This is a genomic window from uncultured Sphingomonas sp., assembly GCF_934560975.1.
Taxonomy (GTDB): Bacteria; Pseudomonadota; Alphaproteobacteria; order Sphingomonadales; family Sphingomonadaceae; genus Sphingomonas_I.
This window is the reverse complement of sequence record NZ_CAKTFO010000028.1, coordinates 1-12,888: the sequence shown is the minus strand read 5'-3', so window position 1 is coordinate 12,888 and position 12,888 is coordinate 1. Positions and strand designations below refer to the sequence as shown.

General features: G+C 67.8%; 14 protein-coding genes, 1 tRNA gene and 1 pseudogene. 9 read left to right on the top strand and 7 right to left on the bottom strand.

The features are described from left to right. Positions 1–69 precede the first annotated feature (69 nt). On the bottom strand, positions 70–1,005 hold the full coding sequence (fabD, locus tag Q0D93_RS13525; RefSeq protein ID WP_294395269.1) for an ACP S-malonyltransferase: 936 nt from the start codon (positions 1,003–1,005) through the stop codon (positions 70–72). Between the two features lie 90 nt (positions 1,006–1,095). Beyond that, positions 1,096–2,442, bottom strand: a complete 1,347-nt coding sequence (locus tag Q0D93_RS13520; protein WP_294395267.1) for a methyl-accepting chemotaxis protein — start codon at positions 2,440–2,442, stop codon at positions 1,096–1,098. A 216-nt stretch (positions 2,443–2,658) separates the two neighbouring features. On the opposite strand from Q0D93_RS13520, the gene rpsF reads away from it, so the two are divergent. Genes rpsF through rplI form a run of 3 tightly spaced genes read left to right on the top strand, consistent with a single transcriptional unit; the run spans position 2,659 to position 3,901 of the window. Next, on the top strand, positions 2,659–3,048 hold the full coding sequence (rpsF, locus tag Q0D93_RS13515) for a 30S ribosomal protein S6 (protein ID WP_294395266.1): 390 nt from the start codon (positions 2,659–2,661) through the stop codon (positions 3,046–3,048). 14 nt (positions 3,049–3,062) lie between these two features. Further along, positions 3,063–3,287 (top strand): 30S ribosomal protein S18, encoded by a 225-nt coding sequence (gene rpsR, locus Q0D93_RS13510; protein WP_294395265.1) that lies wholly within the window; start codon positions 3,063–3,065, stop codon positions 3,285–3,287. Between the two features lie 17 nt (positions 3,288–3,304). Further along, positions 3,305–3,901: a 50S ribosomal protein L9 gene (rplI, locus tag Q0D93_RS13505; RefSeq protein WP_294395263.1), complete on the top strand. Its 597-nt coding sequence runs from the start codon at positions 3,305–3,307 to the stop codon at positions 3,899–3,901. A 588-nt stretch (positions 3,902–4,489) separates the two neighbouring features. Here the strand turns inward: rplI and Q0D93_RS13500 are convergent. Further along, complete coding sequence (locus Q0D93_RS13500) at positions 4,490–5,116, bottom strand: TIGR02281 family clan AA aspartic protease (protein ID WP_294395261.1); 627 nt, start codon at positions 5,114–5,116, stop codon at positions 4,490–4,492. A gap of 161 nt (positions 5,117–5,277) precedes the next feature. On the opposite strand from Q0D93_RS13500, the gene Q0D93_RS13495 reads away from it, so the two are divergent. From Q0D93_RS13495 to Q0D93_RS13485, 3 genes are all read left to right on the top strand, one after another. Next, entirely contained in the window at positions 5,278–5,598 is a 321-nt protein-coding gene (locus Q0D93_RS13495; RefSeq protein ID WP_294395260.1) for a hypothetical protein, read from the top strand. Positions 5,599–5,806: 208 nt separating this feature from the next. Then, positions 5,807–5,989: a hypothetical protein gene (locus Q0D93_RS13490; RefSeq protein WP_294395259.1), complete on the top strand. Its 183-nt coding sequence runs from the start codon at positions 5,807–5,809 to the stop codon at positions 5,987–5,989. A 48-nt stretch (positions 5,990–6,037) separates the two neighbouring features. Beyond that, on the top strand, positions 6,038–6,277 hold the full coding sequence (locus Q0D93_RS13485; RefSeq protein WP_294395258.1) for a hypothetical protein: 240 nt from the start codon (positions 6,038–6,040) through the stop codon (positions 6,275–6,277). Between the two features lie 104 nt (positions 6,278–6,381). On the opposite strand, the gene Q0D93_RS13480 is transcribed toward Q0D93_RS13485, so the two are convergent. The 3 genes from Q0D93_RS13480 to dapB form a co-directional block, all read right to left on the bottom strand. Next, positions 6,382–6,458 (bottom strand) — tRNA-Arg (locus tag Q0D93_RS13480). A 43-nt stretch (positions 6,459–6,501) separates the two neighbouring features. Then, positions 6,502–7,161 (bottom strand): endonuclease III, encoded by a 660-nt coding sequence (nth, locus tag Q0D93_RS13475; RefSeq protein ID WP_294395257.1) that lies wholly within the window; start codon positions 7,159–7,161, stop codon positions 6,502–6,504. Position 7,162: 1 nt separating this feature from the next. After that, positions 7,163–7,903 (bottom strand): 4-hydroxy-tetrahydrodipicolinate reductase, encoded by a 741-nt coding sequence (gene dapB, locus Q0D93_RS13470; protein WP_294395301.1) that lies wholly within the window; start codon positions 7,901–7,903, stop codon positions 7,163–7,165. 64 nt (positions 7,904–7,967) lie between these two features. Here dapB and Q0D93_RS13465 point away from each other — a divergent pair. Continuing rightward, a pseudogene (locus Q0D93_RS13465) lies at positions 7,968–8,672 on the top strand (NAD-dependent deacylase). A 15-nt stretch (positions 8,673–8,687) separates the two neighbouring features. Here Q0D93_RS13465 and alr read toward each other — a convergent pair. Further along, the gene (gene alr / locus Q0D93_RS13460; protein ID WP_294395256.1) at positions 8,688–9,740 is read right to left on the bottom strand and encodes an alanine racemase; all 1,053 of its coding nucleotides are present in this window, start codon (positions 9,738–9,740) and stop codon (positions 8,688–8,690) included. A 278-nt stretch (positions 9,741–10,018) separates the two neighbouring features. On the opposite strand from alr, the gene miaB reads away from it, so the two are divergent. Then, complete coding sequence (gene miaB, locus Q0D93_RS13455; protein ID WP_294395299.1) at positions 10,019–11,356, top strand: tRNA (N6-isopentenyl adenosine(37)-C2)-methylthiotransferase MiaB; 1,338 nt, start codon at positions 10,019–10,021, stop codon at positions 11,354–11,356. Positions 11,357–11,425: 69 nt separating this feature from the next. Next, a partial coding sequence (locus tag Q0D93_RS13450) for an NAD(+) synthase (RefSeq protein WP_294395255.1) occupies positions 11,426–12,888 on the top strand: 1,463 nt, incomplete at its 3' end.

Genomic DNA, 12,888 nt, shown 5'->3' with positions numbered 1-12,888 from the left:
TGTCTCCGTCTTGCCTGCGCCGGCAGGATCTATCGTCTGTCGTCCACGCCACCCCGCATCGGGTGGCGATCAGAGGGTTTTCGCCAAAGCCTCGACATCGGTCATCGTCGTCACGCTGGTGACGGTCGCGTCCGGCGCGATCCGCTTGACCATCGGGCCGAGCACCTTGGCGCCGAACTCCACATAATCGGTAACGCCGGCCGCCCACATCGCCTCCACGCTTTCGCGCCAGCGGACGGTGCCGGTGACCTGCGCGACCAGCAGGCTGCTTATCTCGGCCGGATCGCTCGCCGGCGCCGCCGTGACGTTGGCGTAGACCGGCACCAGCGGCGCGCGCACCGCGACCTTTGCCAGCGCATCGGCCATCGCCTCGGCCGCCGGCTGCATCAGCGAGGAATGGAACGGCGCGGAGACCGGCAGCGCCACCGCGCGCTTGACCCCTCGTTCCTTGGCGATCGCCATCGCGCGCTCCACCGCCGCCTTGTGGCCGGAAATCACGACCTGGCCGCCGCCATTGTCGTTGGCCGCCTGGCACACATCGCCTTCCGCCGCATCGGCGCAGATCGCCTGCGCCAGCGCGAAGTCCGCGCCCAGCAGGGCGGCCATCGCCCCCTCGCCCACCGGCACCGCCGCCTGCATCGCCTGTCCGCGCAGCCTGAGCAGGCGTGCCGTGGTCGGCAGGTCGAATGCCTGCGCGGCGCACAAGGCGCTATATTCGCCCAGGCTGTGGCCGGCGACGAACTCCGCCTTGTCGGCCAGCGACACCCCGCCCTCGCCTTCCAGCACGCGCAGCACCGCAATGGCGTTGGCCATGATCGCCGGCTGGGCGTTTTCGGTCAGCGTCAGCTCGTCGGCCGGCCCTTGCGACATCAGCCGCGACAAGGACTGGCCCAGCGCGTCGTCCACTTCCTCCAGCACGGCGCGCGCGATCGGCGAGGCGGCGGCGAGATCGGCACCCATCCCGACCGCCTGACTGCCCTGGCCGGGGAAGATGAATGCGCGCATGAAACCTCCTGACAAACAGGAGGTGCGGTTAGGCAGCTACGCCGCGCCTGACAAGCACCCGCTTGCGTGCGCGGCGGACGGGCTAGCCGGCTATCCGACAAGCCGCTCCACGAAGTCGCCCGCCAGTGCGTCCAGCGCGGCCAGCTCGCCATCCACCCGCCGCGACCCGACCGCGATGCACTCGATGTCGCGATCGACCTGCTCCACCGCGCCGCGGATATGATCCAGGATTGCGACCGTGTCCTGCGCCGACAAGGCGACCTGCTGCACCGCGTCGGCAATGCCGGATACGGTCGCGGTCTGGCGCGCGATGGAATGCCGCGCCTGCTCTGCCGACCGCTGCACCTCGTCCACCGTGTCGCGGATCGAGCGGTTGGCCTCCACCGTGTGGCGGGTCGCGGATTGTATGGCCGAAATCTGGCACACGATCTCGTCCGTGGCCCGCGCCGTCTGCGCCGCGAGCGACTTCACCTCCTGCGCCACCACGCCGAAGCCCCGGCCGGCATCGCCCGCGCGCGCCGCCTCGATCGTGGCGTTCAGCGCGAGCAGGTTGGTCTGCCGCGCGATGCTGCGGATCAAGGCGAGGATCGACTCGATCGCCTGGGCATGGCCAGACAAGGCGGTGGCGAGTTGCAGCGCATGGTCCGATGCCGATCCCGCGCGCTGGATGACGACGCTGGCGCCCTCCATGTCCGCGCGCATGTCGTCCATCACGGTCCTGAGCAGGCCGGTATCGGCCATGGCGTCATGCATCAGCGCCGCATCGTCGCGCGCCCGGCCGGCAAACTCGGCGGCGGCGTTGCGCATGTCGGCCGCCGCCGCGCACGTCGCCTGCGTCTGCCCGCGCAACCCGGCCGATTGCTCCAGTGCGACATGCAGCCGGCCTGCCACGTCCGCGCGGAAACGCTCGCCCTCCGCTCCGCGCTGGTCCGCCGCCCGCTTCCGATCGAGCAGGCGGACCTGGGTCAGCAGCAGTTCCATCTCCGTCATCATCAGCCGCTGGACGGTGGCGCGGTGGCGGTCGCGACGCGCCGGGTCATCCGCGAACCGCCGGTCGAGCGCCTGTTCCAGCAAGGCGGCATGCCGCATCAGCCCCGCCGCGACCATGTGCGACGGGACATCGGTATGGAACACGACGCGGCCCAGGCTGGCGACATGGGCGATCCACGCCGCATCGATCGGGGTCGCCAGGCGGATGCGCATCCCGACCAGGGCCGATTCGATCATTGCCTGCTTTTCGGCGGGCGGCAGGTCGCGATTGTGGGGCAGATCGGTCACCTGCTCCCAATGCAGCCGGGTAGCCTGCATCATCGCCTCGCCCGCATCGTTCCACAGCGCCCGCAAACCGTCGCCCAGCACGCCGTCCGCATCATAGACGGCCACGCGGTCCGCAATTTCCGCCGCGGTGAGCAGGGTGCCGCTCTCATCGCCTGCCATGGTTCGCTACGCCTCTCTACTCGTTACCTTTCGTCCTTGCCAAAGTCGGGTAAAAGGCCGGTTAAGCGGCATTCCGACAGGCGCATGCCCTTGCGTCACGGCGGCATTGCTGTATGGACGCGCGGTCGGGCATCGCCTCGACACCCATCACTTTGTACGACAGTCGGAGGGGCGACCGCATGGGGCGGCGTCAGCGATCGGCAGGAGAAATGGACCATGGCTCTCTACGAGCATGTGTTGCTTGCGCGCCAGGATCTGGCACAGGCGCAGGTCGACGCACTGGCCGAAATGGCCACCAAGATCGTCGAAGATCATAACGGCAAGGTTGTGAAGACGGAGACCTGGGGTCTTCGCTCGCTGGCTTACCGCATCGCCAAGAACCGCAAGGCGCACTACGTCATGCTCGAGATCGACGCGCCGACCGCCGTCGTCGCCGAGCTGGAGCGTCAGCTTGGCATCAACGAAGACATCGTCCGCTTCATGACCGTGCGCGTCGACGCGCATGAGCAGGGCCCGTCGGCGATGATGCGCCGTGGCGATCGCGAGCGTGCCCGCGGTGACCGTGGTGACCGTCGTCGCGATGAGCGCGAAGAAGCGGCCGCGTAAGGGAGAACATAACAATGGCCCGTGCCTTTTTCCGCCGTCGCAAGAGCTGCCCCTTCTCCGCGAAGGACGCGCCCCGGATCGACTACAAGGACGTCCGCCTGCTGCAGGGCTTCGTGTCCGAGCGTGGCAAGATCGTTCCCAGCCGCATCACCGCGGTTTCCGCCAAGAAGCAGCGCGAACTCGCCCAGGCGATCAAGCGCGCCCGTCACCTCGGGCTGCTTCCCTACATCGTTAAGTAAGAAGGGAGCGCCCCAACATGGACGTGATCCTGCTTGAGCGCGTCGAGAAGCTCGGCGCCATCGGCGACGTCGTTACCGTCAAGAACGGTTTCGCACGCAACTACCTGCTGCCGCGCAAGAAGGCGCTGCGGGCCAACGAAGCCAACAAGAAGGTCTTCGAGGCAAACCGCGCCCAGATCGAGGCCGACAATGCCGCACGCCGCTCCGATGCGGAAACGGCATCGAAGGACGTCGACGGCAAGACCCTGACCCTGATCCGTCAGGCATCCAACACCGGCCAGCTCTACGGTTCGGTGTCGGCGCGTGACCTGGCCGAACTGCTGGCGGCCGAGGATATCAAGGTCGCCAAGAGCCAGATCGTGCTCGACCGCCCGATCAAGGCGATCGGCCTGAACGTGGTGCGCCTGGCGCTTCACCCGGAAGTGGCCGTGACCATCAAGGTCAACGTCGCCCGCTCGCCGGAAGAGGCCGAGCTGCAGGCGCAAGGCGTTGATGTCATGGCGCAGGTCTTCGAGGAAGGCCGCGACCAGGGCGGCTTCACCGAAGATTACGACCCCAATGCCGAGCCGGGCGAGATCGCCGGCCAGGCGGCGGAGACCGACGAGCAGGCCTGAGCCCGCTATTCGGTCCGACCAACACGAAAAGGCCGCCTGGTTCGCCGGGCGGCCTTTTTGTTATGCGCGCTGCTCGTTCACGCAGGGCACGCGCGGAACCACGGATTGCACCAGGCGTCGCCCCTGATCGTCGATCAGGAAGACAGGCGTCCGCATCCTTCCCGTCTTCATGACCCTGGTGCTGTCGCGTGGCACCACGCCGGCGCACGCGGTTCAGTCTTCCCGCATCAGCCATGGGGACTACCCGTCCAGCGACAGCTATCCCGGCCGGGCTGCGACGATCCCGGCCCGGCGTGCCTGGCTGGCGAACGACCGCAGGCACTTGCAGGCAAGCACGGCGGCAGGCCGCTCGGCAGGACAGACCTTCGGGCAGGACGCCTTCCCGTTCGCAGCTACGAAGCCCGCATCATCCGAAAGGTCGACACCGACACGTCGCGCTTCCTCAGCCGCTCGGGCGAGATCCACACCCATGGCGGCGGCGGCGCGCATGGCACGCCGGGATCGGCTGCCCTGCTGTGGGACAAGCCCCCCCCCCGCGAGCGACGCGCCTTTGCGCTGTCACGCCGACCCGCAACGACTGACCGCGCGTCAGCCCGGCCGAACCTCCTGCGGGTGGTGCGGCTGGAGAATCAGGGTGCGTCCCTCCACCCGCCACGACTTGAGCATGGACAGGAAGTTCATGCCCAGCACGTCCGTGTCGCCAAAGGCCGGCGACACCACCACCGGCAGGTCACGCGCAACGACGGTGCCGAAGCGCAACTCGTCCAGCGTCCCGGTTTTCGCCTTGATGGTGCCGTTGGCCGTCCGCAACAGCACCGGAAAGACCTCGTCCCGCACCTCGATCCCCGCCGCCGCCGCGCTGGCGACCGACAGGGCGGTGACGGTCGCGCCGCTGTCCACCAGCATCCGCCGCTCCACCCCGTCCAGCCTGGCGCTCACCCAGAAATGGCCGTCGGGGGACATGCGTACCCGCACCTCCTCGCCCGACACCTGCTGATCCTCCAGCTTAAGGCGCCGCAGCACGTTGCCCACCAGCGGGTCGAACCGCTCGCGCTGGTCCAGCGCCAGCCCCGCCAGCACGATCAGCACCACCCAGCTGCCCACCCGCACCAGCGTGCCCAGCACGGGAATGCGGCTGGCAACGACGCCGAGCAGCACCAGGCCGCCTAGAATGATGATCAGATGAAGGGGGATATGCGACAGCAGATCGGTCATCCCCTGCCCTCTAGCGCACACTGCCTGACTATGCGCTGACTCGCGCAGCGGCGGGGTTACTTCATGCCGCGCCCGCGCTTTCCTGACCCTGGTTAAAGAAGCCGGCGGCGCTCCGGCGGTAAGACGGGGAACGGCGGAGGGATTGCGACAGGAGAAGAGAGATGCTGAGCAAGACAATTTTGCTGGCAACGGCAGCGGCCTTTCTGATGGCCAGCGCCGCCACCGGCCAGAGCACCACCAGTTCGACCGACACCGGCCCGCGCGGCACCGCCGGCAGCAGCAGCAGCAGCAGCGACGGCGGCGCGATGGCCGGCGGACAATCGGGATCGGCGTCATCGTCCGGCGGCTGGAACAGCGATTCGACACGCGGCCAGCACAAGGCCGGCAAGCATGGCGGCAAAGGCAGCAAGGGCGGAAAAGGCGCCAAGTCCCGCGGCTCCAGTGACCCGCAGGACAAAATACCGTCCAGTTCCCCGCGCTAAGCGCCCGAAACGCTGAACATCCGGTTCATGCCGAGAGCTCCGGAGCGATGGCTGCCGGAGCTCTCCCGACGCATCGCCGCCGCCATCCCGCATGGCCGGCCCGGCGGCTAATGCCGTGCGCGCCGGCAACAATCGTCACAACGGTGAAACAAATGGCACTCGCAAGGCTTGGGCTCGTTCTTCCAGTCCAATCAATGCGAGGTGAAGCGTGCCACAACAGGAACGGGTCGTCGCGGTCGGCCTGCTGACGGAGCGGGATCTCCGGGCGCTTGGCCAAAGTTTCAAGCGCGCATACCCACTCGAGCAGAATTACGAATTCCAGGATCTGCTGACGGCGATCGACCATGCGGATCGGGATTATCGCACGGGGGCCAAGACCGCCGCGTCCTGACACGGGACCGATAAGCGGGATCATGCACGATCGTTGAGGAGACAGGTTTTGGCCAACAACATGCTTGCGATGCTCGTCGGGGCGGCGATCGACCGACAGGATGGTGACAGCGGGATCAAGGGTGCCATCGGCGGCTACCTGACGCAGCAGGCGCTCCGTATCGTCGCACCCGCGATCGTGACCTATGCGATCGGCTGGGGCGTCCAATATGGCGCCCGCCGCGCGCTGCTGGCGTTGACCGGAGACGACGACCTGCGCAAGGGCGCTGCCTCCCCCGACGCGAACTGACCGGCGTAACATCGAACCCGACCCGGTCCGCAAGCACGAACGCGCGCCCGAACTTTGCGGGGAAGGCCAAGGCATATGCCGCCACCGCCTGAAACAAGCGCAGGTGGCGCACCCGAAGGGATTCGAACCCCTGGCCTCTGCCTTCGGAGGGCAGCGCTCTATCCAGCTGAGCTACGGGTGCCTGGTGCCGGAAGCGGTCGCTTAGCAGAGGCTTTGCGCCGCCGCTACCCCGATTGCGCGACGGATTTCGGCGGAGGCGTTTTCGGTTCGTAGCGGCATAGGTCGATTTCTATGCAGCGCCAGCATTCGGGCTTGCGCGCCTTGCAGACGTAACGGCCGTGCAGGATCAGCCAATGGTGCGCATGACTGCGGAACGGCCGGGGCGTGACCTTTTCCAGCTTCAGCTCGACCGCCAGCACATCCTTGCCCGGCGCGAGGCCGGTGCGGTTGGACACGCGAAAGATGTGCGTGTCGACCGCTATCGTCTCCTCCCCGAAGGCGACGTTCAGCACCACATTGGCGGTCTTGCGGCCGACGCCCGGCAGGCTTTCCAGCGCCGCGCGATCACGCGGCACATTCCCGCCATGGTGCGCGATCAACTGTTCGGACAAAGCGATCACGTTCCTGGCCTTGGTGTTGAACAGGCCGATCGCCTTGATGTGCGCCTTGAGCCCCTCCTCACCCAGTTCGACCATCGCCTGCGGCGTGCGCACCGTCTCGAACAGCGCGCGCGTCGCCTTGTTGACGCTGACGTCGGTCGCCTGCGCCGACAGGGCCACCGCCACCAGCAACGTATAGGGGTTCACATATTCGAGTTCGGTTTCGGGTGACGGATCCTGATCCGCCAGGCGGCGATAGAATTCGAAAATCGCGTCGCGCTTCACGTCAGAAGCCGAGCATGTCGGCCATCGTGTAGCGGCCCGCCGGCTTGCCCGCGAGCCACATCGCCGCCTTCACCGCGCCGCGCGCGAAGATGACGCGGCTTTCCGCCCGATGGCCCAGCTCGATCCGCTCGCCGTCCGTCGCGAAGACCACTTGGTGATCGCCCGCCACCGATCCGCCGCGCAGTGCGGCATAATAGATGCCCCCCTCCTCGCGCCGGCCGTCATGCCCGAAGCGGTTGAGCGCGCCGTCCGCCGCGCCGCGCCCCGCATTGGCCGCCTCGCCCAGTAGCAGGGCGGTGCCGGAGGGTGCGTCGACCTTGTGGCGGTGATGCATCTCGACGATGTCGATGTCCCAGTCGGGGCCGAGCCGGCGCGCCGCCTGCTCGACCAGGGCACTCAACAGGTTGACACCAAGCGACGTGTTGGCGGTTTGCAGCACGGCGATTGCGTGGGCGGCACCGTCGATTGCGGCATGATGTTCGGCCCGGAGGCCGGTGGTGCCGATCACCAGCGGGGTGCCCGCCTCGGTCGCTGCCGCCAGCACATCCGCCAAAGCGGCGGGCGAGGAGAAGTCGATCATCACGTCGGACGCGCGCGCCAGGGCAGCGGCATCGGCATGGTTGCCGAACACCGGCCCTGCCCGGTCGATGCCCCCGGCAAGCCGTGCCGCATCGCCAAGCTCGGCGGCGATCGCTTGTCCCATGCGCCCGCTTGCGCCGATGATACCGATCCCGATCGTCATGCCGGCCGTCTGGCACAGGGGCGGGAGATTGGCGAGGGGGCAAGGCTTGGGATAGCGTGCGGACATGGCCGCCCCCGTTCGCAACATCGTCATCCTCACCGGTGCCGGCATTTCCGCCGAAAGCGGCATCGCCACCTTTCGCGGGCCCGGCGGGCTGTGGGAGGGGCACCGGGTCGAGGATGTGTGCACGCCCGAGGCGCTGGCGCGCGACCCCGAGATGGTGCTGCGTTTCTATGATGCGCGGCGGGCGGCGCTGGCGCAGGTCGCGCCCAATCCGGCGCATGAAGCTTTGACGCGGCTGGATGCGGCGTGGACCGGCGGGCTGACCATCGTGACGCAGAATGTGGACGACCTGCACGAGCGGGCCGGCGCCCGCCGGCTGATCCACATGCATGGCGAACTGATGTCGGCCCTTTGCGGCGGCTGCGACGCGCGGTCGCGTTTCGCGGGCGAGATGATGGGCGGGCCGCCCTGTCCCGCCTGCGGGCCAGCGGGAATGCTGCGCCCCGACATCGTCTTCTTCGGTGAGATTCCCTACCGCATGGCAGAGATCGAGTCGGCCTTGTGAGAATCCGACCTGTTCGTGTCGATCGGAACGTCGGGCGCGGTCTATCCCGCCGCGGGCTTCGTCCAGATGGCGAATGCAGCCGTTGCCGCAACCTTGGAGCTCAACCTGGAACCGTCGGCCGGCACAGGCTGGTTCGACCAAGCGCGCCACGGCCCCGCATCGCTGCTGGTGCCGCAATGGGTGGCTTCGCTGCTGGGCTGATCGAACCGGTCGCCTTCAATCGCGCCAGCGCCGGTCGAACCGCTGGCCCAGGCTGGTCAGCAGCTCATATTGCGACAGGCCCGAACCTGCGGCGAGATCGGGCAAGGCGAAGTCCAGTTCCAGCCAGTCGCCCTCCGTCACCCCCGCGCCGGTCACGTCCACCGCCGTCAGGTCCATCGAAATGCGGCCGATCACCGGGCAAGGCGCGCCCTCGCACGACACGGACAGAAGCGGGGCAAGCCGGCGGAACAGGCCGTCGGCATAGCCGATATTGAGGATCGCCACCGTTGACGGGCGCGCGGCGACCCAGGTCGCGCCATAGCCGACGCTTTCGCCGGTGGGCACGTTGCGTATTTGCAGCACCTGCGCCATCAGCCGCGCGACCTGCTGCAACGCGGCGCGCTGCTCTGCGTCATTCGGGTCCGGGATCCCGCCATAGAGCGCCAGGCCGGGACGGGTGAGATCGAACGCATAATCGCGCCCGAGCAGGATGCCGGCCGAATTGGCGAGGCTGTAGCGGCGCGCCGGCACTTTCGCGCGAACGGCGACGAACCGCGCCAGCTGCATCGCGTTGAGCGGGTGATCGCGCTCCTCGGCGCAGGCCAGATGGCTCAGCAAAGTGTCGATGTCCAAACCGTCGAGCAGCCCCGAGCACGCCTCCCGCGGATCGAGGCCGAGCCGGCTCATGCCGGTATCCACCATTACGTCGCACCTGCCGCCACCGGCATCCCGCCAGCGCGCGACCTGCGCGGCGCTGTTCAACACGGGGCGGGCCGGCAAGGTCCGTGCAAGCGCCATGTCCTCCGCGCGAACCCCGTGCAGCACGGACAAGGCGACACCCTCGGGCAGCGCGCCAAGCGCCTCCGCCTCCGCCCAGTTGGAGACGAACAGGTCGCGGCAGCCTGCTTTGGCAAGGCGCACCGCCACTCCGCGCGCACCCAGCCCATAGCCATCGGCCTTGATCGCCGCGCCGCATGCCGCCGTCCCGCCCTGCGCGGCCAGCATGCGCCAGTTCGCGACCAGCGAGTCGCTGTTCAGGTCGAGGCGAAGTGGACGGGAGAAGCGCATGCAGCGCCGATTAGCGGTCCGGATACCCTACGTCACCATCGGTGAAATGTGTCCGCAAAGTCACGCTTCTGCAATGGTACCGTTATCATTTCCGCAACATCTCAGGCTTTGCTTGTGGGCCCATATCCTGCAACGTAGAGGCCTGCCATCGCGTCGGCACGGCACCGGCAAAGCGATCGGCCACGCGCCGGTGTTGGGAGAGGATGCCGTACATCCAACGGGTGGAGGAAAGCGGTCGGGCGATGCCGGGCCGCTTTCTTGTTTCCCCCGCCTCCGCTATGGCCCGGCCCATGTCCCGCCCAGTCCCCAAGAGCTTCCACGTCAAGTCGTTCGGCTGTCAGATGAACGTCTATGACGGGACCCGCATGGCCGAGCTGATGCAGGAACAGGGCATGGTGGAGGCGGGCGCCGACGATGCCGAACTGGTGGTGCTCAACACCTGCCACATCCGGGAGAAGGCGGCGGAGAAGGTCTATTCGGACATCGGCCGCATCGCGCGCCGGGATGGCGGCAAGCCGATGATCGCGGTCGCGGGCTGCGTCGCCCAGGCCGAAGGCGGCGAGATTCCGCGCCGGGCGAAGGCGGTGGATCTGGTCGTCGGCCCGCAAGCCTATCACAATCTGCCGGCTTTGATCGCGGAGGCCGCGTCGGGCACCAAGGCGATCGACACGGACATGCCCGCCGCGTCCAAGTTCGATGCGCTGCCGTCGCGCCGCAACGCCGGGCCCAGCGCGTTCCTGACCGTGCAGGAAGGGTGCAACAAATTCTGCACCTATTGCGTGGTGCCCTATACGCGCGGTGCCGAAGTGTCGCGGCCGTGGAGCGCAGTGGTGGTGGAGGCCAGGGCGCTGGTCGAGCGCGGCGCGCGCGAGATCACGTTGCTGGGTCAGAACGTCAATGCCTGGACCGGCGAGGACGAAGCGGGACGCACGCAGGGCCTGGACGGGCTGATCCGCGCGCTCGACCGCCTGCCGGGGCTGGAGCGCATCCGCTACACCACCAGCCACCCCAACGACATGACGGACGCCCTGATCGCGGCGCACGGCGAGGTGGAAAGCCTGATGCCGTTCCTCCATCTGCCGGTGCAGGCGGGCAGCGACCGCGTGCTGAAGGCGATGAACCGGGCGCATGATGTCGCCAGCTATCTGCGCCTGATCGAACGCGTGCGCGCGGTGCGGCCGGACATCGCCATTTCCGGCGACTTCATCGTCGGCTTCCCGGGCGAAACCGACGCCGAGTTCGAGGAAACACTGGCGGTGGTGCGTGCCATCGGCCACGCCCAGGCGTTCAGCTTCAAATACTCGCCGCGCACCGGCACGCCCGCCGCCACCATGACCGAACAGGTGGCCGAGGCGGTGATGCACGATCGGCTCCAGCGGCTCCAGGCGCTGCTGTCCGAACAGCAATTCGCCTTCAACCGCGCCACGGTCGGGCGCAGCTGCCAGGTGCTGATCGAGCGGCAGGGCAAGTCACCCGGTCAGATGCTGGGCAAGTCACCCTGGCTGCAATCGGTGCTGATCGACGGCGGCCGCATCGGCGACCTCGTGGACGTGGAGATCGTGGCCGCCGGCCCCGTCTCGCTCAACGGACGCGTGACCGAGCGGATCGCCGCCTGATCGGCCGGTCCGGCACCCTTTGCCCTCCCGTTGGTTGCATCAACACGGCATCAACAGCAGGGTCCGGGAATGGCTGACCGCTTTTATTCGATTCACGCGCAGGACATGGTTCGGGTTGCCGCGGCGACCCCGGTGGCGACGGCGGGCGACCCCGTTGCCAATGCCCGCTCGATCCTGGCCCTGGCGGAGGACGGCGACCGGCGCGGCGCGGACCTGATCGTCTATCCCGAACTGTGCCTGTCCTCCTATGCGATCGACGATTTGCACCTGCAGGACGCCCTCCTCAACCAGGTCGAGGCGGAGCTGGCGAAGCTGATCGCCGCCAGCGCCACGCTGAAGCCGGTTCTGCTGGTCGGCGCGGCGCTGCGCCGCAACGGGCGGCTCTACAATTGCGCGATCGCGATCCATCGCGGACGCGTGCTGGGTGTGGTGCCCAAAAGCTACCTGCCCAATTATCGCGAATATTATGAGAAACGCTGGTTCGCCCCCGGCGTCGGCCTGTCCGGTTTGTCCATCATCGTCGCGGGTGAGGAGGTGCCGTTCGGCCCCGATCTGATCTTCGCCGCGCGCGACCTGCCCGACTTCGTCTTCCATATCGAGATTTGCGAGGATTATTGGGCGCCGATTCCGCCCTCCTCCTACGGGGCGATGGCCGGCGCGCTGATCCTCGCCAACCTGTCCGCGTCCAACATCGTGGTCGGCAAGGAGCGGGAGCGCGACCTGTATGGCGCATCGCAGTCGGCGCGCGCCACCGCCGCCTACGTCTATTCGGCGTCCGGCCCGGGCGAAAGCACGACCGACCTCGCCTGGGACGGGCAGGCGATGATCCACGAACTGGGCTATCGCCTCGCCGCATCGGGCCGGTTCGATCATGAGCCGGAACTGATCTATGCCGACATGGACCTCGCCCGACTGCGCCAGGCGCGGATGCGGTTCGGCACGTTCAACGACGCGGCGCGCGCGCACGACCATCCCGAAACCCGCTTCCGCCGGATCGCCTTCGACCATCAATCCGACTTTGCCGATGTCGGCCTGGAGCGGGTGGTGCCGCGCTTCCCGTTCGTGCCCGACGATCCCGCGCGGCTGGACGAGGATTGCTTTGAAAGCTTCAACATCCAGGTGGAGGGCCTGGCCAAGCGGATGCAGGCGACCGGCAGCCACAATCTGGTGATCGGCGTCTCGGGCGGACTCGATTCGACCCATGCCCTGATCGTCGCGGCCAAGGCGTGCGACCGGCTCGGCCTGCCCCGCACCGCAATCCTGGGCTTCACCATGCCGGGCTTCGCCACCGGGGACACGACCAAGGGCAATGCCTGGGCGCTGATGCGCGCGCTGGGCGTCACGGGCGAGGAGATCGACATCCGCCCCGCCACGACCCAGATGCTGAAGGACATGGGCCACCCCTTCGCCAGCGGCGAGCCGGTGTATGACGTGACGTTCGAGAATGTGCAGGCGGGCCTGCGCACCGATTACCTGTTCCGGCTGGCGAACCAGCGGCAGGGCTTCGTGGTCGGCACGGGCGACCTGTCGGA